This window comes from Cellulomonas chitinilytica (assembly GCF_016862675.1).
Taxonomy (GTDB): domain Bacteria; phylum Actinomycetota; class Actinomycetes; order Actinomycetales; family Cellulomonadaceae; genus Cellulomonas; species Cellulomonas chitinilytica.
Genome location: NZ_BONK01000001.1, coordinates 355,524 through 382,515 on the forward strand (window position 1 = coordinate 355,524; position 26,992 = coordinate 382,515).

Annotated in this window: 22 protein-coding genes; 10 read left to right on the top strand and 12 right to left on the bottom strand. The window is 74.9% G+C overall.

Annotated features, from left to right (window positions below; all coding sequences use genetic code 11):
• Positions 1 to 42 precede the first annotated feature (42 nt).
• Positions 43 to 1,506 carry a class II fumarate hydratase gene (locus tag Cch01nite_RS01710; protein WP_275407153.1) on the top strand — a complete coding sequence of 488 codons (1,464 nt, stop codon included), beginning with the start codon at positions 43 to 45 and terminating at the stop codon, positions 1,504 to 1,506.
• A 67-nt stretch (positions 1,507 to 1,573) separates the two neighbouring features.
• On the opposite strand, the gene Cch01nite_RS01715 is transcribed toward Cch01nite_RS01710, so the two are convergent.
• The gene (locus Cch01nite_RS01715) at positions 1,574 to 3,220 is read right to left on the bottom strand and encodes a DHA2 family efflux MFS transporter permease subunit (protein WP_203747711.1); all 1,647 of its coding nucleotides are present in this window, start codon (positions 3,218 to 3,220) and stop codon (positions 1,574 to 1,576) included.
• 56 nt (positions 3,221 to 3,276) lie between these two features.
• Positions 3,277 to 3,924: a PadR family transcriptional regulator gene (locus Cch01nite_RS01720; protein WP_203747713.1), complete on the bottom strand. Its 648-nt coding sequence runs from the start codon at positions 3,922 to 3,924 to the stop codon at positions 3,277 to 3,279.
• Between the two features lie 281 nt (positions 3,925 to 4,205).
• Here Cch01nite_RS01720 and Cch01nite_RS01725 point away from each other — a divergent pair, with 281 nt between their 5' ends.
• From Cch01nite_RS01725 to Cch01nite_RS01740, 4 genes are read left to right on the top strand one after another with little or no spacing between them, the layout of a single operon-like run.
• Positions 4,206 to 7,532 carry an FtsX-like permease family protein gene (locus Cch01nite_RS01725; RefSeq protein ID WP_203747715.1) on the top strand — a complete coding sequence of 1,109 codons (3,327 nt, stop codon included), beginning with the start codon at positions 4,206 to 4,208 and terminating at the stop codon, positions 7,530 to 7,532.
• Complete coding sequence (locus tag Cch01nite_RS01730; protein ID WP_203747716.1) at positions 7,529 to 10,393, top strand: FtsX-like permease family protein; 2,865 nt, start codon at positions 7,529 to 7,531, stop codon at positions 10,391 to 10,393. Before Cch01nite_RS01725 ends, Cch01nite_RS01730 begins: the two co-directional genes overlap by 4 nt.
• Positions 10,394 to 10,406: 13 nt before the next feature.
• Positions 10,407 to 11,456 (top strand): ABC transporter ATP-binding protein, encoded by a 1,050-nt coding sequence (locus Cch01nite_RS01735; RefSeq protein ID WP_203747719.1) that lies wholly within the window; start codon positions 10,407 to 10,409, stop codon positions 11,454 to 11,456.
• The gene (locus Cch01nite_RS01740) at positions 11,453 to 12,175 is read left to right on the top strand and encodes an ABC transporter ATP-binding protein (protein WP_203747721.1); all 723 of its coding nucleotides are present in this window, start codon (positions 11,453 to 11,455) and stop codon (positions 12,173 to 12,175) included. Before Cch01nite_RS01735 ends, Cch01nite_RS01740 begins: the two co-directional genes overlap by 4 nt.
• Before the next feature lie 50 nt (positions 12,176 to 12,225).
• Here Cch01nite_RS01740 and phoH2 read toward each other — a convergent pair whose 3' ends face one another.
• Both phoH2 and Cch01nite_RS01750 read right to left on the bottom strand, forming a co-directional pair.
• Entirely contained in the window at positions 12,226 to 13,578 is a 1,353-nt protein-coding gene (gene phoH2 / locus Cch01nite_RS01745) for an RNA 5'-3' helicase PhoH2 (RefSeq protein WP_203748132.1), read from the bottom strand.
• Between the two features lie 353 nt (positions 13,579 to 13,931).
• Positions 13,932 to 14,693 carry an isoprenyl transferase gene (locus Cch01nite_RS01750; protein WP_203747723.1) on the bottom strand — a complete coding sequence of 254 codons (762 nt, stop codon included), beginning with the start codon at positions 14,691 to 14,693 and terminating at the stop codon, positions 13,932 to 13,934.
• A 230-nt stretch (positions 14,694 to 14,923) separates the two neighbouring features.
• On the opposite strand from Cch01nite_RS01750, the gene trhA reads away from it, so the two are divergent.
• A complete protein-coding gene (trhA, locus tag Cch01nite_RS01755; protein ID WP_203747725.1) occupies positions 14,924 to 15,664 on the top strand; it encodes a PAQR family membrane homeostasis protein TrhA in 741 nt (246 codons plus the stop codon).
• A gap of 34 nt (positions 15,665 to 15,698) precedes the next feature.
• On the opposite strand, the gene Cch01nite_RS01760 is transcribed toward trhA, so the two are convergent.
• Genes Cch01nite_RS01760 through mca form a run of 3 tightly spaced genes read right to left on the bottom strand, consistent with a single transcriptional unit; the run spans position 15,699 to position 17,751 of the window.
• Positions 15,699 to 16,523: a nitrilase-related carbon-nitrogen hydrolase gene (locus Cch01nite_RS01760; RefSeq protein WP_203747727.1), complete on the bottom strand. Its 825-nt coding sequence runs from the start codon at positions 16,521 to 16,523 to the stop codon at positions 15,699 to 15,701.
• Complete coding sequence (locus tag Cch01nite_RS01765) at positions 16,520 to 16,891, bottom strand: hypothetical protein (RefSeq protein ID WP_203747729.1); 372 nt, start codon at positions 16,889 to 16,891, stop codon at positions 16,520 to 16,522. The genes Cch01nite_RS01760 and Cch01nite_RS01765 overlap by 4 nt, the downstream gene beginning before the upstream one ends.
• Positions 16,888 to 17,751, bottom strand: coding sequence for a mycothiol conjugate amidase Mca (gene mca / locus Cch01nite_RS01770; RefSeq protein WP_203748134.1), 864 nt, complete (start codon positions 17,749 to 17,751; stop codon positions 16,888 to 16,890). Before mca ends, Cch01nite_RS01765 begins: the two co-directional genes overlap by 4 nt.
• A gap of 145 nt (positions 17,752 to 17,896) precedes the next feature.
• On the opposite strand from mca, the gene Cch01nite_RS01775 reads away from it, so the two are divergent.
• Positions 17,897 to 18,334 carry a DUF4307 domain-containing protein gene (locus Cch01nite_RS01775; protein ID WP_239069725.1) on the top strand — a complete coding sequence of 146 codons (438 nt, stop codon included), beginning with the start codon at positions 17,897 to 17,899 and terminating at the stop codon, positions 18,332 to 18,334.
• Positions 18,335 to 18,622: 288 nt separating this feature from the next.
• Complete coding sequence (greA, locus tag Cch01nite_RS01780; protein ID WP_203747733.1) at positions 18,623 to 19,108, top strand: transcription elongation factor GreA; 486 nt, start codon at positions 18,623 to 18,625, stop codon at positions 19,106 to 19,108.
• A gap of 86 nt (positions 19,109 to 19,194) precedes the next feature.
• Here the strand turns inward: greA and ilvA are convergent, their stop codons facing one another.
• From ilvA to Cch01nite_RS01795, 3 genes are read right to left on the bottom strand one after another with little or no spacing between them, the layout of a single operon-like run.
• A complete protein-coding gene (gene ilvA, locus Cch01nite_RS01785) occupies positions 19,195 to 20,397 on the bottom strand; it encodes a threonine ammonia-lyase (RefSeq protein ID WP_203747735.1) in 1,203 nt (400 codons plus the stop codon).
• Positions 20,394 to 21,671, bottom strand: a complete 1,278-nt coding sequence (locus Cch01nite_RS01790; RefSeq protein WP_203747737.1) for an AI-2E family transporter — start codon at positions 21,669 to 21,671, stop codon at positions 20,394 to 20,396. The genes ilvA and Cch01nite_RS01790 overlap by 4 nt, the downstream gene beginning before the upstream one ends.
• Positions 21,668 to 22,900, bottom strand: coding sequence for a cystathionine gamma-synthase (locus tag Cch01nite_RS01795; protein WP_203747739.1), 1,233 nt, complete (start codon positions 22,898 to 22,900; stop codon positions 21,668 to 21,670). The genes Cch01nite_RS01790 and Cch01nite_RS01795 overlap by 4 nt, the downstream gene beginning before the upstream one ends.
• A 116-nt stretch (positions 22,901 to 23,016) precedes the next feature.
• Here Cch01nite_RS01795 and msrA point away from each other — a divergent pair, with 116 nt between their 5' ends.
• The gene (gene msrA, locus Cch01nite_RS01800) at positions 23,017 to 23,685 is read left to right on the top strand and encodes a peptide-methionine (S)-S-oxide reductase MsrA (protein WP_203747741.1); all 669 of its coding nucleotides are present in this window, start codon (positions 23,017 to 23,019) and stop codon (positions 23,683 to 23,685) included.
• Between the two features lie 72 nt (positions 23,686 to 23,757).
• Here msrA and Cch01nite_RS01805 read toward each other — a convergent pair whose 3' ends face one another.
• Both Cch01nite_RS01805 and Cch01nite_RS01810 read right to left on the bottom strand, forming a co-directional pair.
• Positions 23,758 to 24,417: a response regulator gene (locus tag Cch01nite_RS01805; protein WP_203747743.1), complete on the bottom strand. Its 660-nt coding sequence runs from the start codon at positions 24,415 to 24,417 to the stop codon at positions 23,758 to 23,760.
• Entirely contained in the window at positions 24,414 to 25,682 is a 1,269-nt protein-coding gene (locus tag Cch01nite_RS01810) for a sensor histidine kinase (RefSeq protein WP_203747745.1), read from the bottom strand. The genes Cch01nite_RS01805 and Cch01nite_RS01810 overlap by 4 nt, the downstream gene beginning before the upstream one ends.
• A 114-nt stretch (positions 25,683 to 25,796) precedes the next feature.
• Here Cch01nite_RS01810 and Cch01nite_RS01815 point away from each other — a divergent pair, with 114 nt between their 5' ends.
• Positions 25,797 to 26,888 (top strand): pectin acetylesterase-family hydrolase, encoded by a 1,092-nt coding sequence (locus Cch01nite_RS01815; protein WP_203747747.1) that lies wholly within the window; start codon positions 25,797 to 25,799, stop codon positions 26,886 to 26,888.
• The last annotated feature ends 104 nt before the right edge of the window (positions 26,889 to 26,992 follow it).

Consider the following 26,992-nt stretch of genomic DNA (forward strand, 5'->3'; position numbering starts at 1 on the left):
TGACGCGTGGGCGGCGACCGTGCCGTGCGGCAGGATGAACTCATGACTTCTGAGACCGTCCCGGCGCCGACGCAGCCCGCCGCGACCGAGGCCGACACCACGCAGGCCGAGGCGACCCAGTACCGCATCGAGCACGACACCATGGGCGAGGTCCGCGTCCCGGTGCACGCCCTGTACCGGGCGCAGACGCAGCGGGCCGTCGAGAACTTCCCGATCTCCGGCACCCACCTGGAGCGCAGCCACATCGAGGCGCTCGCCCGCATCAAGAAGGCCGCCGCCCGGGCGAACGCCGAGCTCGGTGTGCTGGACGCGGACGTGGCCGACGCGATCGTCGCGGCGGCGGACGAGGTGGCGCGGGGCGCGCACGACGGCGACTTCCCGATCGACGTCTACCAGACGGGCTCGGGCACGAGCTCGAACATGAACACGAACGAGGTCGTCGCCACGCTCGCGACCCGCCGGCTCGGTCGCCCCGTGCACCCGAACGACGACGTCAACGCGTCGCAGTCGTCCAACGACGTGTTCCCGACGTCCGTGCACGTGGCCGCGACGGCCGGTGTCGTGCGCGACCTGGTCCCCGCGCTGGAGCACCTCGCCGCGGCGCTCGAGGTCAAGGCCGACGCGTGGAAGTCCGTCGTGAAGTCGGGCCGCACGCACCTCATGGACGCGACCCCCGTGACCCTCGGGCAGGAGTTCGGCGGGTACGCGGCGGCCGTCCGGTACGGCGTCGAGCGCCTGCAGGCCGCGCTCCCCCGCGCCGCCGAGGTCCCGCTGGGCGGCACGGCCGTCGGCACCGGCATCAACACCCCCGCCGGGTTCCCGCAGCGGGTCATCGCGCTGCTCGTCGAGGACACGGGCCTGCCGCTGACGGAGGCGCGTGACCACTTCGAGGCGCAGAGCTCGCGCGACGGGCTCGTCGAGCTGTCGGGCGCGCTGCGGACGATCGCGGTGAGCCTGACGAAGATCTGCAACGACCTGCGGTGGATGGGCTCCGGCCCGAACACCGGCCTGGGCGAGATCGCGATCCCCGACCTGCAGCCCGGGTCGTCGATCATGCCCGGCAAGGTGAACCCGGTGATCCCGGAGGCGGTGCTCATGGTGGCCGCGCGGGTGGTCGGCAACGACGCGACGGTCGCCTGGGCGGGTGCGAGCGGGTCCTTCGAGCTCAACGTGCAGATCCCCGTGATCGCCGCCGGCGTGCTGGAGTCCGTGCGGCTGCTCGCGAACGCGAGCCGGCTGCTCGCCGACAAGACGGTCGCCGGGCTCGTCGCGAACGAGGACCGGGCGCGGGCGTTCGCCGAGTCGTCGCCGTCGATCGTCACGCCGCTCAACCGGGTCATCGGGTACGAGGCCGCCGCGAAGATCGCGAAGCACGCGGTGAAGCAGGGGCTCACGATCCGCCAGGCGGTCGTCGACCTCGGGTACGTGGAGCGCGGCGAGGTCACCGAGGAGCAGCTCGACGCGGCCCTCGACGTGCTGAGCATGACGCGGCCGCCGCAGGCCTGACGCGGACGTGACGAAGGCCCGGCGCCCCCGAGGGGGGCCGGGCCTTCGTCGTGCGGGCGCGGGACCGTCAGTGGCCGACGGCCGCCGCGGCCTGCTCCGGCGCGGGCGCGCCGTGGGGGTGCGGCCGGACGCCCTTCATGGCGAGCGCGGACACCAGGCCCACCGCGAGGATCGCCACGGTGAGCAGCAGCGTCTGGCTGACAGCGGTCGAGAGCCCGGAGTGCACGGCGTCGAGCGCGGCCTGCTGGATCTGGGCGGCCACGTCGGCGGGAACCCCCTCGGGCGTGGGGAACGCACCGCCGGCCCCGCCCGCGAGCGCGCTCTGGTCGACGTGCGCGAACGCGTCGAGGAACGGCTGGCGGGCCTGCTCGGGCAGCTGGCCGGCGGCGGCCTGCGCGGCCTTCGGGATCTCGATCCCCAGGCGGGACGTCAGGATCGCGACGATGGCGGCCGAGCCGATGACGCCGCCGATCTGCCGGTTGGTGTTGAACGCGCCCGCACCCGCACCGGCGTTGCGGTGGTCGAGCCCGGACGTCGCGAGGTTGGCCAGCGGCGAGAAGAGGCAGCCGGTGCCGATGCCGAAGAAGCACATCGTCACGACGAGCTTCCAGACCTCGACGTCGGGCGTCGCCAGCACCGACAGCACCCAGACGACGCCGGTGAGGATCGCGAAGCCGAGCGCCACGATCCACTTGCCGGGGACGCGGTCGGACAGGCGGCCGGCGAACGGCGCGACGACGCCGGACAGCAGCGAGCCGCCGAGCCCGACGAGCGCCGAGTGCAGCGGCGTCATGCCGAGGGCCACCTGCAGGAAGATCGTGAACGGGAAGAAGATCCCGGTCATCGCGAAGGTCACGGCGGCGCCGGCGACGTTCGACAGGGAGAAGTTGCGGCTGTGGAACAGGCGCAGCGGCATGAGGGCGTCGTCCCCGCGGTGGCGCTGCCACAGCACGAACGCCACGAGGATCAGCAGGCCCGCCGCGATGACGCCCCACACCGTGATCGGTCCGCGGATGGTGCCCCAGTCGTACGTCGAGCCCTCCTGCAGGCCGAAGACGAACAGGAACATGCCGACGATCGACAGGGCCACGCCGAGACCATCGAAGGAGCGGTTCGCCGTGGGCAGCGCCGGCAGGTTGCGCAGCGCGAAGAACAGGGCCACGACGCCGACGGGGATGTTGACGTAGAAGATCCACTCCCAGCCGACCGGCACGAGGATGCCGCCGAGCACCGGGCCGGTGATCGTCGCGACGCCGGCCACCGCACCCCAGATGCCCATCGCGGCACCGCGCTTCTGCGGCGGGAACACCCGCGTGATCATCGACATGGTCTGCGGGGTCATGAGCGCACCGCCGACGCCCTGCACGGCGCGCGCGACGATGAGCATCTCGACCGAGCCGGACAGCCCGCACCACAGCGACGCGAGCGTGAAGACCACGAGGCCGGTGATGAAGACGGGCCGCGGGCCGAACTTGTCACCCATGCGGCCCGTGACGAGCAGCAGCACCGCGAACGTCAGCAGGTAGGCGCTGTTGACCCAGCCGACCGCCGTGACGTCCGCGTCGAGGTCCTTCATGAGGGTCGGGACGGCGACGTTCACGATCGTGGTGTCGAGCATGATCATGAAGAAGCCGAGGCAGAGCGGCGGCAGGATGCTCCACGGGCTGCGCCCGTGCAGGTCGACGAGCGAGCGAGGTGGCTCGACGGTGGTCATGGGTCCTCCGGGGACGGTGCGGTGCGAGGTGCGGTGCGGGATGCGGTGCGGGTGGTTCAGAGCGCGGCGGTGAGGTCGTCAGCCTCAGCCTGCGGGGCGTGGCGCCGGGCCGCGCGGTAGGCCTCGACGAACGCGGCGGGGATCGGCTCGCCCCACAGGAACGAGCCGTCCCGGATCTCGGCGAGCGCCCCGTCGAGCCAGGCGAGCTCGGCACGCATGAGGTGCAGGTCGTGCTCGACGTCGAGGACGTAGCGCCGGGGCAGTCCCTGGGCGCGGATCCGCTCGTAGGCGCTCTCGAGGTCGGCCAGCCGGCCGGCCTCCCGGGCGCGGCGCCGCTCGAGCTGGGCGGTGACGACGTCCCGGGGCAGGTCGGTGGCCTCGGCGAGACCCACCGAGAACAGCGGGTAGGTGGGGTGGTCGTCCCCGAGGAAGCTCGTGAGCCGTCGGGCGAACGCGGCCTGCCCGGTCTCGGTGATCCGGTACGTGGTGCGCTCGGGGCGGTTGCCGGTGCGGTCGGTGCCGACCACGCCGACCAGCCCGTCCCGCTCGAGGCGTTCGACGCCGTGGTAGACGGCGCCGAGGCTGATCCTCACGAGCCGGGCGTCGCCCCGCTCCACCAGGTTCTGGTGCATCTGGTACGGGTGCATCGGCTGCTCGTGCAGGAGGCCGAGGACGAGGACGGCGACGGCGGAGAGCTCACCCACGGCCACGTCCGTCACCTCCCGTCAAATTATTCCGGCTGGAATATACGCCGCCGGACGTCCGGCTGTCGAGACCGGCACGTCCGATCGATAACGGTTTCGTCTCGCTCCGCCCGTGACCTGCGGAATCGCTCCCACACCCCCTGGACGCTCGCCTAGCATCGCGAGAGCCGCGACCCGCCGGTCGCTCCCCCGACACCCCGTCGACCCACCGGGCCGGCCGTCGGTCGGGGCGCGCCCGGGCCCTCCGCGGCCCCAGGACGACGACGCCGAGGAGGCCACCCGTGGGCTGGACGCTGCGCCTGCTGCGCCACCGCGCCGCCGCGCAGAGCACCCTGCTCGTCGCCGTCCTCGCGGTCGCCGTCGTCGGCGCGACGCTGCTCGGCACGTTCGCGCTGCTCCTGCACGCGAGCGAGCACCGCGCCCTCGACGCGGCGCTCGACCGGACGCCGACGTCCCGGACCTCGGTCGACGTGTCCCTCACCTTCGACGGGCAGGACCCCGCGACGGCGCTGTCCGCCGCGGACGGGTTCCTGGACGACCTGCTCGGCGACGTGCCCGCGCAGCGCGACCGGTGGCTCGCGTCCCCGATGTACGGCCTGACCGGCCACCCCGGCACGATCGCGCCGCTGGTCTACCTCGCGTCGAACCCCGAGGTCCCCGCGCATGCCGACCTCGTCGCGGGACGGTGGCCGACCCGGGTGACCGACGGCGCGGGGCACGTCGAGGTGTCCGTGCCGCAGGTCGCGGCGACGGCCTACGGCTGGTCGGTCGGCAGCGTCGTGGACATCTCCGGGACCGCCGCCACCGCCCCCACCTCCGTGGTCGTCGTCGGCGTGCACACCCTCACCGGGCCGGCGAGCACCTGGTACCGCGACACCCTGCAGGGCGCGGAGCACGACCCCGCGTACCCCGTGCCCGGCAGCTTCGGGTTCGTCCGGACCGACGCGTGGGGACCGCTGGTGGTGGCGCCGGACGTGCTCGCGCAGCCCGCGGCACTCGGCAGCGCGCACGTCGTCGCGACCCCGCGGCTGAGCGACGCGCCCGACGGCGCGCTCGAGGGCATGCGCGCACGGCTCGTCGACGCCCGGCCCGCCCTCATGGAGGCGATGGGCGCCACCGTCACCGGCACGCGCTTCTCCAGCCTCCTCGACACGACGGTCGACACCGCGACGGGCGGCCTCGCCGTGACGCGCATCAGCCTCGTGATCGTCGGGCTCATGCTCGTCGTGCTCGCCGTCACCGTGCTCCTGCTCGCGGCCCGGCTCCTCGCCGAGCGGCGGGCCGCCGAGCAGACCCTCATGGCGTCCCGCGGCGCGTCCGCCGGCCAGGTCCTCGGCCTGGCCGCCCTCGAGGCGTTCGGTGTCGCGCTCGTGACGGCGCTGGTGTCCCCCTGGCTGGCCGGTGCCGTGTACCAGGCCGTCACGCGGGCCGACGTGCTGCGGCGTGCGGGCCTGCACGACGGCACCGGGCACCCCGCGTCCCTGTGGGTGACGTGCGCCGTCGCGTCGGTGCTGCTCGCCGGGGTCCTCGTCGCACCGCTGCTGCGCCGCCGGGGCAGCGTCGTCGACGCCGAGCAGCAGCTCGTCCGCCAGGACCGGCGCGGCGCGATCGCCCGGTCCGGGGCGGACCTCGCGGTCGTCGTGCTGGCCGGCCTCGGGGTGTGGCAGCTGCGCAGCTACCGGTCGCCGGTCCTGACCAGCACCGACCCGGAGCAGCTCGGCCGGGTCGACGTCGTGCTCGTCACCGCGCCCGCCCTCCTGCTGCTGGCCGGTGCCGTCCTCGCGCTGCGGCTGCTCCCCGTCGTGTCGGGCCTCGGCGAGCGTCTGGCGTCGCGCAGCCGGTCGCTGGTCGCCCCCCTCGCCGCCTGGGAGGTGGGGCGCCGCCCGGGCCGCGCGTCGGGCGCCGTGCTGCTGCTCACGCTCGCCGTCGCCGTCGGCTCGTTCTCGCAGGCGTTCCTCAGCACGTGGCGCGCCTCCCAGGAGGACCAGGCCGACCTGCTCGTCGGCACCGACGTGCGCCTCGAGCACCTCGACGGCACCCCGTACCAGCAGGCCGCGGCCGTGACCGCCCTCCCCGACGTCGGGGCGGCGTCGGCCGTCACGCACCGGTCGGTGGGCCTGGGGGCCGGCACCGCGGACGACTCGACCACCCACGCCGTCGAGCTGCTCGCGGTCGACACGACCCATGCCGCCGACGTGCTGCGCGGCCGGTCCGCACCGGCCTGGGCGACCCTCGCCGCACCCCTCGTCCCCGCGGCGCCCGCGACCGGGATCGCGCTGCCGGGGACCGTGGCGTCGATCGACGTCCGCCTGCGCACCGACACGTTCCCCGCGCTCGTCGGGCCGCTGCAGGTCACGCTCGTCGTGCAGGACGCCCACGGCACGCGCACGCCCCTGGACCTGCCTCGCGTCGACGTCGACGGCGCCGACCAGGTGGTGGGCGTGACGCTGCCCGAGCCCGCAGCGGGGCTCCAGCTCGTCGCCGTCGTGTCCTCGGCCGCGACGGCGCTGCCCGACGACGTCGGCCCCTCGCCGTCGGCGTCGCCGTCCGGCCGCGTCGTGGTGACGGTCTCCGACCTGCGCGTGCACCCGGCCCCGGACGCAGGGTCGAAGGCGGGGTCGAAGGCGGGGTCGGACGACAGGCCCGACCCGGTCGCCGTGCCGCTCACGGGCGCGACGTGGGGCGGCAGGGCCGTGGCGGACGAGCACGTCTCCCCCGCCGTCACGACGCCGACGGCCACCGCCGACGGCCTGAAGATCTCCACGACCGCCGACGTCCTCCAGCTGATGTTCGGCCAGGTCGCGTTCACGGCCGCGACGTTCGACCAGGGACCCGTCCCGGTGCTGGCGACCGACACGCTGCTGCGCACGCTCGACGTCGAGGTCGGCGACGAGCTCGCCGTCGACCTCGACGGCGCCATGGTCCCCGTCGTCGTCGAGCGCGAGGTGCCGTACCTGCCCGGGCACCCCACCGGCGAAGGGCTGCTGGCCGACCGGGACACGCTCACGCGCGCGGCGGTGCTCGCGTCTCAGCCCGCACCGCTGCTCGACGGCTGGTGGCTCCAGGTGCCCGACGACCGGGCGGCCGGAGTCGTCGCCGCCGCGACCGAGCAGGACCTCGGGGAGGCGTCGAGCCGTGCCCAGGCCCGTGAGGTCGCGACCGACGGGCCACTGCGTGTCGGGGTCCAGGCCGCCCTCGGGATCGTCACGACCGCAGCCCTCGCGCTCGCCGTCGCGGGGTTCGCCATGAGCGCGACCGTCTCCGTGCGCACCCGCCGGCTCGAGCTCGCCCGGCTGCAGGCGCTCGGGGCGTCCCGCTCCGGCCTGGTGCGCGCGGTCCTCGTCGAGCACGCCATCCTCGGCGTGCTGGGCCTCGTGGCCGGCCTCGCGCTCGGTGCGCTGCTCGCGAGCGTCGTCGGCCCCCTGGTCACGGTGTCGGCCGCGGGCTCCCGACCGGTGCCCGCCGTGGTCGTGCAGTGGCCGTGGCCGACGCAGCTCGCCCTGGTCGCCACGCTCGTCGTGCTCGTGGGCGCCGCCGTCGCGGTCACCACCTCCGCCCTGCTGCGCCGCGCGTCCGGTGCGCTCCTGCGCCTGGGGGACGAACGATGACACCCACCGACGTCCGCACACCGAGGTCCGCAGCGCCGGCGACCGGCCGGACGCCCGGGGGCACGCCCGTGCGCAGGTCCGTGGGCAGGTCCGTGGGCTGGTCCGTGCGCGCGACAGGCGCCGCCGCGTTCCTCGTCGCGCGGCGTCGTGCCCGGCAGGACGCGGGGCTGCTCGCGCTCGCCGCCGCGCTCCTCGCGGTCACGGTCCTGCTCTCGCTCGTCGTCCCGCGCCTCACGTCGGACGCCGCCGACGACGGTGTGCGCGACGCCGTGTCGCACGCGGGCCCCGACGCGGACCTCTCCGCCGAGCTCGGGGCGGCCCCCCGGTCCGCCGACGGCCGCGACGAGGACGCGGCACAGCTCGAGGCCAACGCCGCCGCGGACATGTGGCACGCGCTGCCGGCGCCGCTGCACGCGGTCACGACCGAGCCCGTGACGGCGACCGCCACCCGGACGACCCCCACCGCGATCGGCGCCGCCGACTACGGCACGCGCCTCGTCCACGTCGGCACCACCCGGACCGGCGACGGTGCCGGGCTGGTGACCTGGGTCGCCGGCACCGCACCGGGAGCCCCGGCCGACGGCACCACCGGCGTCGTCGAGGTGGGTGTCTCGCAGGCCGTCGCCGCCCGCACGGGCCTGGCGGTGGGTGACCGGTTCCACGTGGCCGGGACGACGAAGGGGACGCTCGCCGCCGAGGTCACGGGCGTGTTCGCGCCGACCGACGCCGCCGCGCGGGTCTGGGCCGACCAGGGCGACCTCCTCGCCCCTCTCCCGGCCGTCCCCTCCTCCGCGCTGGACGCCCGGGTCGCGTTCCTGGTGACCGACGACTCGCTGCCCGACCTCCTGCTCGGGGTCCAGGCCCGGGGGCTCGTGACGACGTACCGGTTCCCCGTCGTCGCGGACCGGTTCGACGCGCCGTCGACGGCCGCGGTCGAGGCGGCCCTGGCACGGCTCTCAGCGACGCCGAGCGCGCTCGCCGGCAACGACGGCCGCACCCCGACGATCCGGAGCACCCTCGAGCCGGTCCTGCACGCCGTCGACGGTCGGCTCGCCGCGTCCCGGGCCCAGGTCTCGCTCCTGCTCGTCGGCCTCGCCGCCGCGGGGGCGCTCGCCCTGGTCCTCGCGGCCCGACTTCTCGTCCTGCGCCGCGAGCCGCTGCTGCTGGCCGAGCGCGCCCGCGGTGCGTCCGTCGCGTCGGTCGCGGTCCGGGCGCTCGTCGAGAGCGTGCCGCTCGCCGTGCTCGCGGCGGCCGTGGGCGCCGCCGGTGCGCAGGCGCTCCTCCCGGGCGCCGACGGGTCCTGGACGGGGGCCGCGCTCGTGGTGCTCGCCGCCGCGCTCGCCCCCGCCGTGTGGTCCGCGCTGCTCGTCCGGCGGGCGTGGTCCGGGCAGCGGCTCCCCGCGAACCGGGCCGACCGGGAGCGGCTCCTGGGCCGGCGCCGGTCCCGTCGCGTGGTCGTCGAGCTCGCACTGGTCGCCGTCGCCGCCGCGGCCCTGGTGTCCGTGCGCAGCCGCGGGCTCACGCAGACCCGCACCGGCGCCGTCGACCCGTTGCTCGCGGCCACTCCCGTGCTGCTCGCCGCCGCGGCGACCGTCGTCGCCGTCCGGCTGCTCCCCCCGGTCCTGCGCGGGATGTCGCGCACCGCGGCCCGGCGCCGCGGCCTGGTGCCCGTGGTCGCGACGGCGCGGGCGGCACGGACCGCGGGCACGGCGGTGCCGCTGCTCACGCTGACGGTCTCGCTCGCGCTCGTCGTGTTCTGCGCGACGACCGCGGTCACCGTCCGCGGCGGTCAGGCCCGTGCGGCGGACCTCACGGTCGGCGCGCAGGTACGGCTGGACGGCGACCTGACCCCGGCCGACGTGGCCGCGCTGCGGGCCGCGCCCGGGGTGACGGCCGTCGCCGGTGCCGTCGAGCTGGGCAAGCGGACCCTCGGCCAGGACGCCGCGCTCGCCGTCCGGCTGGTCGCGGTCGACGCCGCCGACCTGGCGCGGGCGCGCGCGGCGCACGGGCTGCCGGTCCCCGACGGCCTGGCGACGCTGGGCGAGGGGGACACCGTGCGCGTCCTCGCGACCCCACGGGCGGCCGCTGCCGCGGCGCTGGTCGAGCCGCAGGTCCGGGTCACCGAGAAGGTCGTCCAGGTGGACGTGGTCGGCACGGTCGCCGACGTCCCGCTCGTGCCCGGTGCCGCCACCGCCTCTCGCGGCGCGCCGACCGAGCCGACCACGCCCGTCGACCCCGACGACGACCTGACCCTCCTCGCGGACTGGGGACGCCTCGCCGCCGCCGAGGGGGAACCCCTGGCGATCCAGACGATCTGGGTCGACGGCCCCGGTGCCGCGGCCGCCGCCGAGGCCGCCGGGCTCGACCGGTCGAGGGGTGTCACCGTCACGGAGCGCGACAGCTGGCTCACCGAGTGGCGCACGTCGTCGTTCAACGCCGGGCTCCTGGCGCTGCTCGTCGCGACCGGCCTCGCGCTCGCCGGCTACGCGGTCGTCGCGCTGGCGCTCACGGTGGTCGGGACGGCGCGGGAACGCGCGCGGACCGTCTCGGCGCTGCGGACGCAGGGTCTCGACGCCCGGACGGCCCGGGCGCTCACGTTCGGCGAGCTGGCTCCGCTCGCGGTGACCGCCGTGCTGGCGGGCTGCGTGATCGGCGTCGGGATGCCGTGGGTCCTGACGGGGGCGCTCGGTCTCGACGCGCTCGCGGGCGCTCCGGGGGCCGCGCGGCTGCGGGTCGACTGGCTGCCGGTCGCGGGAGCCGCGCTCGTGGTGCTCGTCGCGCTCGTCGTCGCGGTGCTCGTGGAGTCGGCGGTGCGGCGTCGGGACCGGCTGGGTGAGGTGCTGAGGGTGGGCGAACGATGACGGGGAGGACGCGATGACCGTGACCGAGAGCCTCGGCGCGCTGGAGGAACGGGCGCGCCGCCGGACGGGGACGTTCGGCGACGGCGCGCTGATCGTGTGCGACTCGCTCGTGCGGATCTACCAGTCGGAGGGCGTCGAGGTGCAGGCCCTGCAGGGCCTGGACCTGCTCGTGGAGTCCGGCGAGCTGGTCGCGATCGTCGGTGCGTCCGGCTCGGGCAAGTCGACGCTGCTCGCGGTGCTGTCCGGGCTCGACGTGCCGACGGCCGGCCGTGTCCGGGTCGGCCCGTGGGACCTCATGTCGATGACCGCGAGGCAGCGCGTCGACTACCGGCGCTCGATGGTCGGGTTCGTGTGGCAGCAGACGGCCCGCAACATCGTCCCGTACCTGACGTCGGCCGAGAACGTGGCCTTCCCGATGGCGCTCGCGGGGATGCCGCGCCGCGCGCGGGAGAAGCGGGCCGCCGAGCTGCTCGACGTGCTCGGCGTCGGGTACTGCGCCGACCGGCGGCCCGCGCAGATGTCGGGCGGCGAGCAGCAGCGCGTCGCGATCGCCGTGGCGCTGGCGAACTCCCCCGAGGTCCTGTTCGCGGACGAGCCGACCGGCGAGCTCGACACCGCGACGTCGCACGACGTGCTCGAGGGCCTGCGCACGGTGAACCGCGAGCTCGGCACCACGGTCGTCGTCGTGACGCACGACGCGGGCGTCAGCGAGCACGTGCAGCGCACCGTGGCCATCCGCGACGGCCGCACGAGCTCGGAGGTGGTGCGCCGCACCCACACGGCGGAGGACGGCACCGAGTCCGTCGTCGCCGAGGAGTACGCGGTGCTCGACCGCGCCGGCCGGGTGCAGCTCCCCCGCGAGTACAGGCAGACGCTCGACCTCGTCGGCCGGGTGCGGCTCGCGCTGGAGTCGTCGCACGTGTCCGTCTGGCCCGACCGTCCGACGCCCCCACGGGGACCCCACGGCCCGCAGACGCGGCCGCACGACGAGCCCCCCGCGCACACCGGCCGGCACGCGGCGGTCCCGGCGCCCGGCACGACCGACGAGGAGGCGGGCCGATGACGAGCCCCACGACGGCGACCGCACGCACCTCGGCCCCGGCCGGTGACGCGCTCGTCCGGGTCGAGCACGTGACCCGCACCTACGGCTCGGGCGCGACCGCCGTGCACGCGTTGCGGGACGTGTCGTTCACGATCGCGCCGGGCGAGCTCGTCGCGCTCGTCGGGCGGTCCGGGTCCGGCAAGACGACGCTCCTCAACGCGATCGGCGGCCTCGACAAGCCCGACGAGGGCCGCGTGGTGGTCGACGGGCGCGAGGTGTCCGCGCTCGACGAGCGCGGCCTGGTCGAGCTGCGGCGCGACGTCGTCTCGTTCGTGTTCCAGACGTTCGGCCTGGTGCCCGTCCTGTCGGCCGCCGAGAACGTGGGCGTCCCGCTGCGGCTGCGCCGCCTGCCGACCGCCGACCGGGAGGCCCGCGTCGCCCTGCTGCTCGACCTGGTCGGCCTGGGCGACCACGCCCGTCAGTGTCCGGGCGAGATGTCCGGCGGCCAGCAGCAGCGGGTCGCGATCGCCCGCGCCCTCGCGAACTCCCCGCGCCTGCTCGTCGCCGACGAGCCCACCGGGCAGCTCGACACCGAGACCGGCACGGCGGTCATGGCCCTGCTGCGCGCGGTCGTCGAGGCAGAGGGCATGACCGCGATCGTCTCGACCCACGACCCGCTGATGCTGTCGCTGGCGGACCGCGTGATCCGGCTGGCGGACGGGCAGCTCGTCGAGGACTGAGACGCGCGAGGGCCCCGCGGGTTCGACCGCGGGGCCCTCGTGCGTCGGGCTCAGACCTCGATGCCCTCCAGCAGCTCGGTGACCAGCGCCGCGACGGGCGACCGCTCGGAGCGCGTCAGCGTGACGTGCGCGAACAGCGGGTGGCCCTTGAGGGCCTCGATGACCGCGGCGACGCCGTCGTGCCGGCCGACCCGCAGGTTGTCGCGCTGCGCGACGTCGTGCGTGAGGACGACGCGCGACGACTGCCCGATCCGGGACAGCACGGTGAGCAGCACGTTGCGCTCGAGCGACTGGGCCTCGTCGACGATCACGAACGCGTCGTGCAGCGACCGCCCGCGGATGTGCGTGAGCGGGAGCACCTCGAGGATGTCCCGGTCGAGCACCTCCTCGACGACCTCCTTGCTGACGAGCGCGCCGAGCGTGTCGAACACGGCCTGCGCCCAGGGGTTCATCTTCTCGGCCTCGCTGCCCGGCAGGTAGCCGAGGTCCTGCCCGCCCACCGCGTACAGCGGGCGGAACACCATGACCTTGCGGTGCTGCCGGCGCTCCAGCACGGCCTCGAGCCCGGCGCACAGCGCGAGCGCGGACTTGCCGGTGCCGGCCCGGCCGCCGAGCGAGACGATCCCGACCTCCTCGTCGAGCAGCAGGTCGATCGCGATCCGCTGCTCGGCGCTGCGGCCGTGCACGCCGAACACGTCCTGGTCGCCCCGGACGAGCTGGATGTGCTTGTCGGCGGTGACACGGCCCAGCGCGGACCCGCGCGGGCTGTGCAGCACGAGGCCGGTGTGGCAGGGCAGGTCGGTCGGGTCGGCCGGCGCGCCGGCGGACTGGAACCCGGCGTCGATGTCCGCGAGCGCGACCGACTCGTGCTCCCACAGGTCCGTCATCTGCTGCTCGGTGAGGTCGAGCGCGTCCATCCCGGTCCAGCCGGAGTCGACGGCGAGCTCGGCCCGGTACTCCTCCGCCCGCAGGCCGCACGCCGACGCCTTGACCCGCATCGGCAGGTCCTTGGACACGACGGTCACGTCGCGCCCCTCGGCGGCGAGGTTCGCGGCCACGGCGAGGATGCGGGTGTCGTTGTCGCCGAGCCGGAAGCCGGCGGGCAGCACCTGCGGGTCGGTGTGGTTGAGCTCGACGCGCAGGGTCCCGCCCTGGTCGCCGATCGGGAGGGGCGCGTCCAGGCGCCCGTGCTTGAGGCGCAGGTCGTCGAGCATCCGCAGGGCGGACCGCGCGAAGTAGCCGAGCTCGGCGTGGTGCCGCTTGCCCTCGAGCTCGGTGATCACGACGACGGGGAGGACCACGTCGTGCTCGGCGAATCGCAGGATGGCCTTGGGGTCGGACAGGAGCACGGACGTGTCGAGGACGTACGTGATGCGTCCGTCGGCGGTGTCGCTGGTGGTGATGGTGTCCGTGACGTGCTGTGCCTTGCTGACCACGGCAGGCTCCCTCCGGCGCTACGTGCGCCGCGTAGGGCGCCTCACGTCGGCAGTCCGCGCACGCGGACCGGGGAGCCGACGATCGGCGACGGGACGGGGGCGGTCGGCCCCTCCGGTGAGAGAGGGCCGGGTCCGGCCCTCCTCCCGGAGCGGATGCTCCATGGGCTGGCCTCCCGGGACGGCGGTCGCCGTCCTCTATGGCGGAACGTAACTCGCACCCCCGACATGCCCGGGCCGACACGCGCACTTGTCACACGACGTTCACCTGGCTGAGGGACGGGGTTCGTCGGGGCGCTCGGCGTGTCGTCGGCGGGTCGCGCTCAGCGCCCGAGGCGCCGCTCGCGCGCCGCGTACGCCCGGCACGCCCGCAGGAAGTCGACCCGCCGGAAGTCGGGCCAGTACGCCTCGCAGAAGTAGAACTCCGAGTGCGCGCTCTGCCAGAGCAGGAACCCGCCGAGCCGCTGCTCGCCGGAGGTGCGGATGACGAGGTCGGGGTCGGGCTGGCCCTTGGTGTAGAGCCGCTCGGCGATGTGCTCCATGTCGAACTGCTCGGCGAGCTCGTCCAGGTCGGTGCCGGCCTCGGCGTGCTCGCGCAGGAACGAGCGGACCGCGTCGGCGATCTCGCGGCGCCCGCCGTAGCCGACGGCGACGTTGACGTGCAGCCCCGCGACGTCCTGGGTGGCCTCCTGCGCGGCGCGCAGGGCGTCCGAGGTGTGCGCGGGGAGCAGCTCGAGCGCCCCCATCGGCTGCAGGCGCCACCGTCGGGTCGCGGCGAGGTCGCGGACGGCGGACTCGATGATCGCGAGCAGCGGGTCGAGCTCCTCGGGGGCACGCTCGAGGTTGTCGGTGGAGAGCATCCACAGCGTGACGACCTCGACGCCGATGTCCTCGCTCCACTCGAGCAGGTCGGCGATCTTGTCGGCGCCGCGCTGGTGGCCGGTCGCGGTGGACTCGCCGATGCTGCGGGCCCACCGGCGGTTGCCGTCGAGGATGACCCCGACGTGACGGGGCACCCGGTCCGCCGGGAGCGAGGCCGCCAGCCGGCGCTCGTACAGCCCGTAGAGCGGGTGGGGCAGACGCACGCAGCGCTCCTGGGGTTCGTCGGGGCGGGGCCCCGGAGGGGGTCGGGACCAGGTTCACCGTACCGGCCGCCGCGTCCCGTCGTGGCCGGGTCGGCGGCTCCGTCCCCCTCCTGCCCGCCGTGCCCGCGCCCCGCCGGACGACGGCGCACCGGGGCGGTCGACACGTGAGGTTACGGTGCCGTAACCTACGGTCTCGTAAGTTACGACCCTCCGACGAGACGAGCCCCTCTGTGAGTGCCACCTCCGCGCCCCGCCCCGGGTCGTCGTCCGGACCCCCGTCGCTGCGCGAGGATGTCACCGTGAGCGTCTCCCGCGCCGTCGAGCAGGTGGCCGAGTCCGTCAAGCCCCGCCTGCGCGGCTGGATCCACGCGGGCGTCGCCCCCCTGGTCCTGGCGGCGTCGATCGTGCTCGTCGTGCTCTCCCCCACGCCCGCCGCGAAGTGGTCGACCGCCGTGTTCGGCCTGAGCGCGGTCATGCTGTTCGGCACGAGCGCGATCTACCACCGCGGCCGCTGGTCGCCGCGGGTCAGCGGCATCCTGCGCCGGCTCGACCACACCAACATCTTCCTGATCATCGCCGGCACCTACACGCCGCTGGCCGTGCTCCTGCTGCCCGAGAAGACGGCGAAGGTCCTGCTGATCGTCGTCTGGTCCGGCGCGCTGCTCGGTCTGCTCTCCCGGGTCTTCTGGCTGGGTGCGCCCCGCTGGGTCTACGTGCCCGTCTACCTGGCGCTCGGCTGGGTCGCCGTGTGGTTCATGCCGGCGTTCTACCGGGGCAGCGGTCCCGAGATCATCTGGCTCGTCGCCGCGGGCGGGCTCGCGTACACGCTCGGCGCCGTCGTCTACGGGCTCAAGCGACCCAACCCCAGCCCCCGCTGGTTCGGGTTCCACGAGGTGTTCCACGCGCTCACGGTGCTCGCGTTCGCGTGCCACTACATCGCGGTGTCGATCGCGTCGTACCGCTACGCCTGACGGCGCCGACCACGTCGGACGGTCTCGACGGACGTCAGTCCTTCGGCACGACCCGGTACCGCCGGTTCGCCAGCGACGGGTTCCGGTCCCGCACGGCCGCGAGCGCCTCGGCGTCCAGGTCGACGGTCCGCAGGCCCGGCTGCTCGTCCAGCTCCAGCCCCACGACGCCGTCCGGCCCGACGACGACGGAGCGACCGACCACGCCGTCACCGGCCTGCCCGACCGCGACCACCGCGGACGTGTTCTCGATCGCGCGGGCGATCGCGAGCGTCCGCCAGTGCATGGCCTTGAGCTCGCCGTCGGCCCACGCGGCCGGCACGACGAGCGCGTCGGCGCCCGCGTCGACCACGCGCCGCGCCGACTCCGGGAACCGCAGGTCGTAGCAGGTCAGCACCCCGAACCGGACCCCGGCGACGTCCATCACGAGCGGCGGGGCGTCGGCAGGGCCGGCCTCCAGGCGGTCCGACTCGCGGTGGCCGAACGCGTCGTACAGGTGGACCTTGCGGTACACCCCGACGAGCTCGCCCGACCCGTCGACCGCGACCACCGCGTTCACGGCCAGGTCGCCGGCCCCGGGCAGCACCGTCCCGGCGATCACGGCGACGCCCGTCGCGGCCGCCCGCTCCCGCAGGAGCGAGACGAACGGGCCGCCCAGCGGCTCGGCGTAGGCCTTCCCGACACCGTGCTTGTCGAAGGCGGACGCGTACTCGGGCAGCACGAGCAGGTCCGACCGGCGCTGCGCCGCCACGGCGAACGCCTCCGCGACGAGCTGGCGGTTGGCCGCCCGGTCGTCGCTCACGGAGACCTGCCCGACGGTGATCCGGACGGCCGGTCGCAGCGGCGGCTCGGGACGGCTCACCGGGCGCCGCCGTCCTGCGGCCCGTCCTGCGGCCCGTCCTCCGGGTCCTGCGGCCGGTAGTCGCGCAACGTCGTCTCGACGTCGGCGTCGACCTCGACGTCCGGACCGGCCGGACCGGCGTCGATGACGCCGCGGTCCTGGTGCGGCGCGTCGTCGTCGTCGAGCCCGAGCTGCTTGGCGCGACGGTCCACGACCCGCAGCTGCTTGGTCAGCGACAGGAACAGCCCGACCGCCGCGAGCGCGAGCAGGAACGTCACGACGAAGCCGATGAACCCCGGCGAGCCCTTGGCGGCGTCGGTGATCTCCACGCCCGAGGGCGACGGGCTCGGCTCGACGAACGCGAGGCCCGCCGCCAGCAGCCGGCTCATCGGGCCTCGTCCTGCGCGCGGATCCCGGCGAACAGGTCGCTCTCCGGCAGCGTCACGGGCACGCGCGACGTCGCCAGCTCGTACTCCTCGGTGGGCCACTGCGCGAGCTCGACCTCGCGCGGGACCGCGAAGAAGAAGCCGTCGGGGTCGATCTGCGTGGCGTGCGCCCGCAGCGCCGCGTCGCGTGCGGGGAAGAACGCGCTGCACGGGATGTGCGTCGTGACCTCCCGCTCGGGGACCTCGCGGGCCTCCCGCGAGTCGATCCAGTCGCCGAACGGCGACTCCCGGCCCGCTGCGACGAGCGCGTCGTGCACCGCCCGCATCCGGGCGAGCGAGAACCCGTGGTTGTAGTACAGCTTGAGCGGCGCCCACGGCTCGCCCCGGTCGGCGTAGCGCTCGGGGTCGCCCGCGGCCTCGAAGGCCTCGGCGGACACCCGGTGGCACATCACGTGGTCGGGGTGCGGGTACCCGCCCGACGGGTCGTACGTGGTGATGACGTGCGGCTTGAAGTCCCGGATCACCTCGACGAGCGGGGCGGTCGCGTCCTCGAGCGGCACGAGCGCGAAGCAGCCGTCCGGCAGCGGCGGCAGCGGGTCCCCCTCGGGGAGGCCCGAGTCGACGAAGCCGAGCCAATGCTGCCGCACGCCGAGCGCGTCGGCGGCCGCGGCCATCTCCCGACGGCGCACCGCCCGCATGCCCTCCAGGCCGCCCTCGACCGTGCCGTACTGCGGGTTGAGCACGTCGCCGCGCTCGCCGCCCGTGCACGTCACGACGAGCACGTCGACGCCGTCGGCGGCGTACATCGCGGTCGTCGCGGCACCCTTGCTCGACTCGTCGTCGGGGTGGGCGTGCACCGCCATCAGTCGCAGCCGCTCCTCGGTCACCTTCGCGCCCTCCCGTCGGGTGCCCACCCGCGCACGGACCCGACGGTCCGGACCAGCGGTGGGACGAGAGACAATGATCGCGCACGCCCCGAGGTGCTCGCGCACCGCTCCGAGGAGACCTGTGACCACCGCACCCGCACCCCAGCCACCGGCCGGCCGCTACGGCCCCGAGCCGACCGTGCGCACCGGTGCGCGCCGGTGGGTCGGCTGGGGCGTCCTGGGGCTCGTCGCGGCCGCGCTGCTCGTGTGGGTCGCGATCGGCGTCACCGACGAGCGGGTGACGTGGAAGGACGTCGGGTACCACGTGGACGGCGCGACCTCCACGGACGTGACGTTCGAGGTCACCAAGCCGAAGGGCGACACCGTCGCGTGCCGCGTGCAGGCGCTGTCGCAGTCGTTCGCCGAGGTCGGCGTCCGGACCGTCGAGGTCGGCCCCGCCGACACCGGCACGCAGCGGGTCACGGTCACCGTGCCGACCGCCGAGCTGGCGGTCAGCGGCACGGTCGCGTCGTGCGACCCGGTCGTGCCGTCCGGGGCACCCGCGGTCGACGGCTACTGAGGGCCGGTCACAGCCGGGGCCTGCGCGGGCCCGGACCCGCGAGGCGGGCGCCGATCGCGCAGGTCGGCCGCAGGGCGTCACCCGTCCGGCCCACCCGCGAGCGCCCCGGTTGCTATCCTGGTCGTTTCACACGCCGCCCCGGTCCGGCGTGACCACAGGTCGACGCGACCGAGAAGGCACGGCGAGCACCCCCGCAAGACGCTCTCGAACGCCCGCGTCGCGCTGTGGCGCCACCCCGGGGCCGACCTGCCGGCGACGTCCGGCACCCACGCACGGAAGGGAGCGATCGTGACCGACACGACTGCGGCCACCTGGCTCACGCAGGAGGCCTACGACCGGCTCAGCACGGAGCTCGAGCGCCTCAAGGGTGAGGGCCGCACGGAGATCGCGCAGCGCATCGCGGCTGCGCGCGACGAAGGCGACCTCAAGGAGAACGGCGGCTACCACGCCGCTCGCGAGGAGCAGGCGAAGCAGGAGGCCCGCATCCGCGAGCTCGAGGCGAAGCTGCGCAACGTGCAGATCGGCACCCCGCCGGACGACGGCATCGTCGAGCCCGGCATGGTCGTCACCGCCGTCGTCGCGGGCGACGAGATGGTGTTCCTGCTCGGCTCGCGCGAGATCGCCGGGGGCGCGGACATCGAGGTGTTCTCCCCGACGTCGCCGCTCGGTGCGGCGATCCTCGGCAAGTCGGTGGGCGACTCCACCGCGTACACGGCCCCGAACGGGCGCGAGATCCCGGTCCAGGTCGTCGCGGCCAAGCCCTTCGACGCCTGACCTGAGCCTCACCGGACGCGGTGCCGCCCCCGACCGACGAGGGCGGCACCGCGTTCGTCGTCCGGGCTCGTCGCAGCGGGCGCGCCTCACCCCTCCTGGAGCCGGTACCCCTCCGCCCGCAGGTGCTGCAGGACCTGGGCGCAGTGGTCGGGTCCCTTCGTCTCCACCTGCACCTCGACGCCCACCTCGTCGAGCGCGAGATCACCGCCCGTGCGCACGTGCGACACGTCCATGACGTTGCCGCCCGACGACGCGAGGTGCTGCAGCAGCGCGGCGAGCGACCCGGGGGCGTCGTCGATCCGGACCCGGATCTGCAGGAACCGCCCGGCGGACGCGAGCCCGTGCCGCACCACCCGCAGGAGCAGCTGCGGGTCGACGTTCCCGCCGGACAGGATCGCGACGACCGGCCCCTCGAAGTCCCGGGGAGCCGCCATCAGCGCGGCGACGGAGACCGCCCCGGCAGGCTCGACGAGCAGCTTGGCGCGCTCCGCGACGAGCAGGAGCGCCCGCGAGATGTCCTCCTCGGACACCGTCCGGACGTCGATGTGCCGGGTGTCGAGCACCTCGAACGGCACGGTGCCGGGGATGCCGACCGCGATGCCGTCGGCCATCGTCCGCAGCTCGGGGGCGCGCAGGGGGCGGTGCGCCGCGAGCGACGCCGGGTAGGCGGCCGCACCGGCGGCCTGCACGCCGACGACCCGCACGTCCGGCCGGGCCTCCGCGAGCGCCGCGACCACACCGGCCGCGAGACCGCCCCCGCCCACCGGCACGAGCACGGTCGCGACGTCCGGCACCTGCTCAAGGATCTCGAGGCCGAGGGTGCCCTGGCCCGCGACGACGTCGACGTGGTCGAACGGGTGGATGAGCACGGCGCCGGTGCGCTCGGCGTGCTCGCGCGCGTGCACGAGCGCCTCGTCGACGCTGCGCCCCGCGAGCTCGACGTGCGCGCCGTAGTCGCGGGTCGCGGCGATCTTCGGCAGCGCCGCGTCGACGGGCATGAACACGACGGCGTCGAGGCCGAGCATGCGGGCCGCGAGCGCGACGCCCTGCGCGTGGTTGCCGGCGCTCGCCGCGACGACACCCCGGGCGCGTTCCTCCTCGGACAGTCGTGACATCCGCACGTACGCGCCGCGCAGCTTGAACGACCCGGCGCGCTGCAGGTTCTCGCACTTGAGCCACACGTCGCCCCCGACGAGCTGGGACAGGGCTCGGCTGACGTGCACGGGTGTGCGGTCGGCGACGCCCTCGAGCAGCCGGGCGGCCGCCTGGACCTCGGCGAGCCCGATCACCGGTTGTCCCGCTCGGGCGACCCGACGGCACCGGTCCCGTGGTCGTCGGGGTGCTGCTCGTCGGCCTCCGCCTGCCGTTCGGACTCCCGCTCGACGACCTGGGCGATGGCCCGGTCGAGCACCGGGTGCCCCCGCCCGCGGACGGGCACGTGGTCGTCGCGCCCGAGCTGCGGGAACTTGTCGTGCCCGTGCAGGTAGAGAACCATCGTGTTGAGCACCGCCGCGATGGGCACCGCGAACAGGGCGCCGATGATGCCGGCCGTGAACGACCCCGCGGCGACCGCGAGCAGCACGGCGACGGGGTGGAGCGACACCGCGTGGCCCATGAGGAACGGCTGCAGCACGTGCCCTTCGATCTGCTGCACGGCCACGACGACCGCCAGCATGATGAGCGCGGCACCGGGGCCCTGTGCGACGAGGGCGACCAGGATCGCGATCGACCCGGTCACCACGGCGCCCACGATCGGCACGAACGAGCCGAGGAACACGAGGATCGCCAGGGGCAGCGCGAGCGGCACCTGCAGGATCGCGGCGCCGAGCCCGATGCCGATCGCGTCCACCGCGGCCACGAGGATCTGCGTCCGCGTGTAGGCGCCGAGAGTCACCACGCCGCGCCGCCCCGCCTGGTGCACGTGCTCGCGCGAGCCGCGGGGCAGCAGCCCGACGACCCAGGCCCAGATGGTCCGGCCGTCGAGCAGGAAGAAGAACGTGCAGAACAGCGCGATGAGGGTGCCGGCGAGCACGTGGCCGACCGTCGTGGTCGCGTGCAGTGCCCCGGACACGAGCTCGGAGCTGCCACCGCCGCCCGTGGCGTCACGCAGCCGGTCCGTGAGGGCCGTGAGGTCCGCGCTGGACAGCCCGAGGGGACCGGTGGAGAGCCAGTCGGTGACCTTGTCGATGCCCTCGGCGGCCTGGTCCCAGATCTCGCCGATGCCCTTGACGATCGAGCGGCCCGCGAGCGTCAGCAGGCCCCCGACGAGCAGGACGAGCCCGAGCAGCGCGACCATGCACGCGACGACGCGCGGCAGCCGGGCCCTGACGTGGAGCCAGTGCACGACGGGCGTGAGCAGGACGGTGACGAGCAGCGCGACGGCGACCGGCACGACGACGACCTTGAGCGCCGACAGCAGCCACAGGAGCACCGCGAGGGCGGCCCCGATGAGCAGCAGACGCCACGACCACGACGCGGCGGTGCGGACGGACTGCGGGACGGGACGAGCGGGGTCGGTCTCGGTCGGCTCGGGCGCCTCCGACGCGACGACGGGCCCGCTCACGCGGTCCGTCCGGCGGCGAGGGCCTGGTCCAGGTCGGCGAGCAGGTCGTCGACGTCCTCGATGCCGACCGAGATCCGCACGAGGTCGTCGGGCACCTCGAGCGCGGTCCCGGCGACGGAGCCGTGCGTCATCCGGTGCGGGTGCTCGATGAGCGACTCGACGCCGCCGAGCGACTCCGCGAGCGTGAACACCTGCGTCGCGCCGCACACGGCCAGCGCGGAGGCCTCGCTCCCCGTCCGGAACGACACCATCCCGCCGAACCCGCGCATCTGGCGGGCGGCGACCTCGTGCCCCGGGTGCTGCTCCAGTCCCGGGTAGATGACGTGGGTGACGGCGTCGTGCTCGACGAGGAACTGCGCGACCCGCGTCGCGTTCGCGACGTGCCGGTCCATCCGGACGGCGAGCGTGCGCAGCCCGCGCAGCGTGAGCCACGCGTCGAACGGCCCGGCGACCGCACCGGACGCGTTCTGGTGGAACCGCACCGCGTCCGCGACGTTCGTGGTCCCCGTGGGGCCTTCCAGCCCGACGGGCAGCTGCGCGCCGTCGGCGACGACCAGCGCGCCGCCGACCACGTCGGAGTGCCCGCCGACGTACTTCGTCGTCGAGTGCACGACGACGTCCGCGCCGAGCGCGATCGGGTTCTGCAGGTACGGCGTCGCGAACGTGTTGTCGACGACGAGCAGCGCCCCCGCGGACCGGGCGTGCGCCGCGAGCTCGGCGATGTCGGCGATGCCGAGCAGCGGGTTCGTCGGCGTCTCGACCCACACGACCTTCGTCCGGCCCGGCTGGATCGCGGCGAGCACCGCGCCGGGGTCGGACAGGTGGGCGGGTGTGTGTTCGATCCCCCACGGCCCGAACACGCGCGCCACCAGCCGGTACGTCCCGCCGTAGGCGTCGTCCGGCACGACGACGTGGTCGCCGGGCCGCAGGACCGCGCGCAGCAGCGTGTCCTCGGCGGCGAGGCCCGACGCGAACGCGAAGCCCGCGGCACCGCCCTCCGCCGCGGCGAGCGCCTCCTCGAGGGCCGTGCGGGTCGGGTTCGCGGAGCGGGAGTACTCGTACCCGCCGCGCAGGCCACCGACGCCGTCCTGCTTGTAGGTGGACACCTGGTAGATGGGCGGCACGACGGCTCCGGTCGTCGCGTCGGCTTCCTGACCTGCATGGATGGCGCGGGTCGAGAATCCTGCGGAGCTCCAGTCGTACCCGGCTGCGAGGGGGTCGGTGGTCACGCCCTCAGGCTAGGCGGTGCCGGGAACACCGGCAGGTGTAGGACGGTTGCACACGCCGGGAAGGATCAGGCGGCGACCCAGCCGCCCCGAGGCCTCCCGGGAAAGGACCCCGCACCATGAACTGGCTGTTCGGATCCGCACTTTCCTCCACCATGGTCGAGCCCGAGCGTGCGCTCGCCGGTCGCGAGGACTACGCCTACGCGGTGCCCACGACGCACACCGTCCTGGGGACCCCGCTGCACGGACCCTGGCCGGACCGCACCCGGGTGCTGTACGTCGCGATGGGCTGCTTCTGGGGCGCCGAGCGCGCCTTCTGGCAGACCCCCGGCGTCGTCACCACGGCCGTCGGCTACCAGGGCGGCTACACGCCGTACCCCACGTACGAGGAGACCTGCACCGGCCTGACCGGGCACACCGAGGCCGTCCTCGTGGCCTACGACCCGAGCGTGATCTCCGACGAGGACGTGCTCCGGAAGTTCTGGGAGTCGCACGACCCCACGCAGGGCTTCCGCCAGGGCAACGACCGCGGCACGCAGTACCGGTCCGCGGTCTACACGACCACGCCGGAGCAGGCCGACGCGGCCAAGCGCACCCGCGACGAGTACCAGCCGCGGCTGACCCGCTCGGGCTTCGGCGCGATCACCACCGAGATCCGGCCCGCGTCCGAGGCCGGCACGTTCTACTACGCCGAGGGCTACCACCAGCAGTACCTCGACAAGAACCCGAACGGGTACTGCGGCCTGGGCGGCACGGGAGTCTCGTGCCCCCGCCCGACGGGCGCCTGACCGACCCGACGCCGCCGTCGCGGAGCAGCGCACCTCGCGCCCCCGCGACGGCGGCGTCGTGCTGACCGCCCGTCAGGCGCCGGCGCGGACCAGGCCGCACTCGTAGGAGAAGATCACGGCCTGCACCCGGTCCCGCAGGTCGAGCTTGGCCAGGATGCGGCTGACGTGACCCTTGACGGTCCCTTCGGTGAGGAAGAGGCGTCCGGCGATCTCCGCGTTGGACAGGCCCCGGGCGACCAGCTCGAGCACCTCCCGTTCGCGCTCCGTGAGAGCACGCAGGTCCGCCTCGGTCCGGGGCAGCGGGCCGGACGTGCCGACGTGGCGCTCGACGAGCCTGCGGGTGACCGCGGGCGCGACGACGGCGTCTCCCCGCGCCACCACCCGGATCGCGGACAGCAGGTCGGTGGCGAGCGTGTCCTTCAGCAGGAACCCGCTCGCCCCGCCGCGCAGCGCCGAGTAGACGTACTCGTCGAGGTCGAACGTCGTGAGGACCAGGACGCGCGGCCCGTCCGGGCGGCCGTCGCGGATGCGACGGGTCGCCTCCAGCCCGTCGACACCGGGCATCCGGACGTCCATCAGGATCACGTCGGGGCTCGCCGCGGCCGCGAGCGCCGTCGCCTCGGCGCCGTCGGAGGCCTCCCCGACGACCTCCATGTCGTCGGCGTTCTCGACGATCATCCGGAGGCCGGCACGGATCAGGGCCTGGTCGTCGGCCAGCAGGACGCGGATCATGGCCGCCCGTCCGGGTCGAGCGGGAGGCGGGCGTGGACGAGGTAGCCGCCCGCGGGCCCCGGTCCGGCGGTCAGCTCGCCCCCGAGGAGCGCGACGCGTTCCCGCATGCCGCGCAGCCCGTGACCGCCGGTCCCGTCCGACGGCGCCGGACCCGCGCCGTCGTCGCGGGCGTCGATCGTCAGCCCGTCGCCCTCGTAGGACACCACCACCTCGGCGTGAGCCCCCGGTCCGGCGTGCTTCATCACGTTGGTCAACGCCTCCTGGACGATCCGGTACGACGAGGCGTCGATGCTGGTCGGCAGCGTGCGAGGAACCCCGGTCACCTGCAGCTCGACCGGTGTGCCCGCCTGCCTGACCTGCTCGGCCAGCCGGGGCAGCTGCGCGATGCCCGGCACGGGTGCCGTCGCGTCGTCGTCCTGCCCGGACACGGACAGCACGTGGCGGATGTCGGCGAGCGAGCCGCGGCCGGTCGCCACGATGGTGTCGAGCGCCGCGAGGGTGTCGGCCGGCCGCCTGGCGAACGCCGCCGCTCCGCCCTGCGCCTGCATCACGATCACGGCGAGGCCGTGCGCCACCACGTCGTGCACCTCGCGGGTGAGCCGCGCCCGTTCGGCGGCGACCGCGAGCGCCGCCTGCTGCTCGCGCTCACGCTCCAGGTCGTGCGCCGCCCTCGCCCTGATCTCGCCGAGGTACGCGCGTCGGCTCCGGACACCCCACCCGATCGTCCACGCCAGGACCAGCAGCAGCCCGAGGACGGGGAGCCCGCCCCACGCCGTCGGACCGGGCGCGGCGCCGTCCTGACCGTGCACCTGCCCGCCCGTGGCGAACGGGCCCGTGAAGTGCCGGCCGTCGGCCCGGCCGTCGAGCGCCACGACGGACGACCACGCCGCCACCACGGCCAGCGTCGCGCCGAGCGCCGTGAGCGAGACCCGGGGCGGGCGCCGGGCGGCGATCGTGCCCAGGACGATCGGCACCGCCAGGTCGGTCGGGACCGGGCCGGCGCCCACCGCCATCGGCACCAGGGTGGCGAGCGCCGCGGCGACGAGGGCGGGGACCGGCAGGCGGCGGCGCACGGCCACGGCCGCGGCGCAGATCCCCGCCAGGACCCACCGGGCCCACGGCCAGACCGTCTCCGGCGAGCCGCCGGTCGTCGCCGGACCGCCACCGACCGCCACCGTGCCGGCGAGCAGCAGGAGGCCGAGACCGGCGTCGCGGACGCTCGGTCTGCGCACGACGGCCCACCGGGCCGCCACGGGAGTCCTCATACGCGCACCACCCTATTTCCGGGCGTCGCTGCCCCACACCCGACGGAGGTCAGGTTCTGGCGCATGACCTCGGACGGGTGTGCGGCGGGCACGGCAGCGCGCAGCGTGGCACCCATGCCGACCTTGCCGCCCGCCACGACCCGCCGCCGTGCGACGACACCCCGCCTCGCCCTCGTCGTGCTCGCCGCGACGATCGCCCTGCTCACCGGCTGCAGCCACCCGGTGCAGCTCGAGTGGACCCGTGTCGTCCCCGGGGGCGACTGCCACTGCGCCGACGGCAGCGAGTTTGCGTTCCGGGAGTGGCGGGCCGACCCGACCAAGGTCGTGCTGTTCCTGAACGGCGGCGGGGTCTGCTGGGACGCCGCGATGTGCGCGTTCACCGGCGAGCGCGGCGAGAACGACTTCTACGACTGGAGCATCCAGGGCACGGAGCCGGAGAACCGGAGCGGGATGTTCGACATCACCCGGGCCGACAACCCGTTCCGCGACTACTCGTTCCTCTACGTGAGCTCGTGCACCGGCGACGCGCACCTGGGTGACGCCACCCAGGTGTACGGGTCAGGGCTGACGGTGGAGCATCGCGGCTACGTCAACGGGACGGCGGCGCTCGACCACCTCGTGGGGCAGTATCCGGACGCCACGCAGGTCGTCGTCGTCGGCAAGACGGCCGGCTCGGTCGCTGCGCCGATCTACGGCGGCCTCGTCGCCGACCGGCTGCCCGATGCGCAGGTCACGGTGCTCGGCGGCCAGTCCGGTGCGTGGCCGGACGACCCCGAGCTCGACGCCGACGTCCTCGCCGGGCGATGGGGCGCCCACGACGCGGTGCCCGACTGGGCCGTCGCCGGGCTCTCGGCCCAGGAGTGGGGCCCTCCTCGGTTCTGGTCGCAGGCCGGACGGCACGACCCCGACCTCGTGCTGGCTCGCTTCGACTTCGCGTACGACCCGCAGGCGGCGTCCGAGGTGACGCGGTGGATGGACGGGGACCCGCCCGACCTGCTCGACGTGATCGACGCGAACGAGTCCTCGATCGAGGCCGCCGGGGTGACGCTGCACAGCTTCACGGCACCGGGCGCGGACCACCAGATCTTCGAGCCGGCGAAGTTCTACCAGGTCGAGGTCGACGGCGTACGGCTCGTCGACTGGGTGCGTTCCCTGGTCGCGGGCGAGGCACCCGACGACGTCCACTGCGACGACTGCGGTCCGTAGGGTCGATCCGGTGCACGACGTTCCGGCCGGCTCCCGTGACGGAGCCGGCCGGAGTTCGTCGGGCGGGTGGCCGACGCGCCCCTCGTCGACCACCCGCCCGCCGT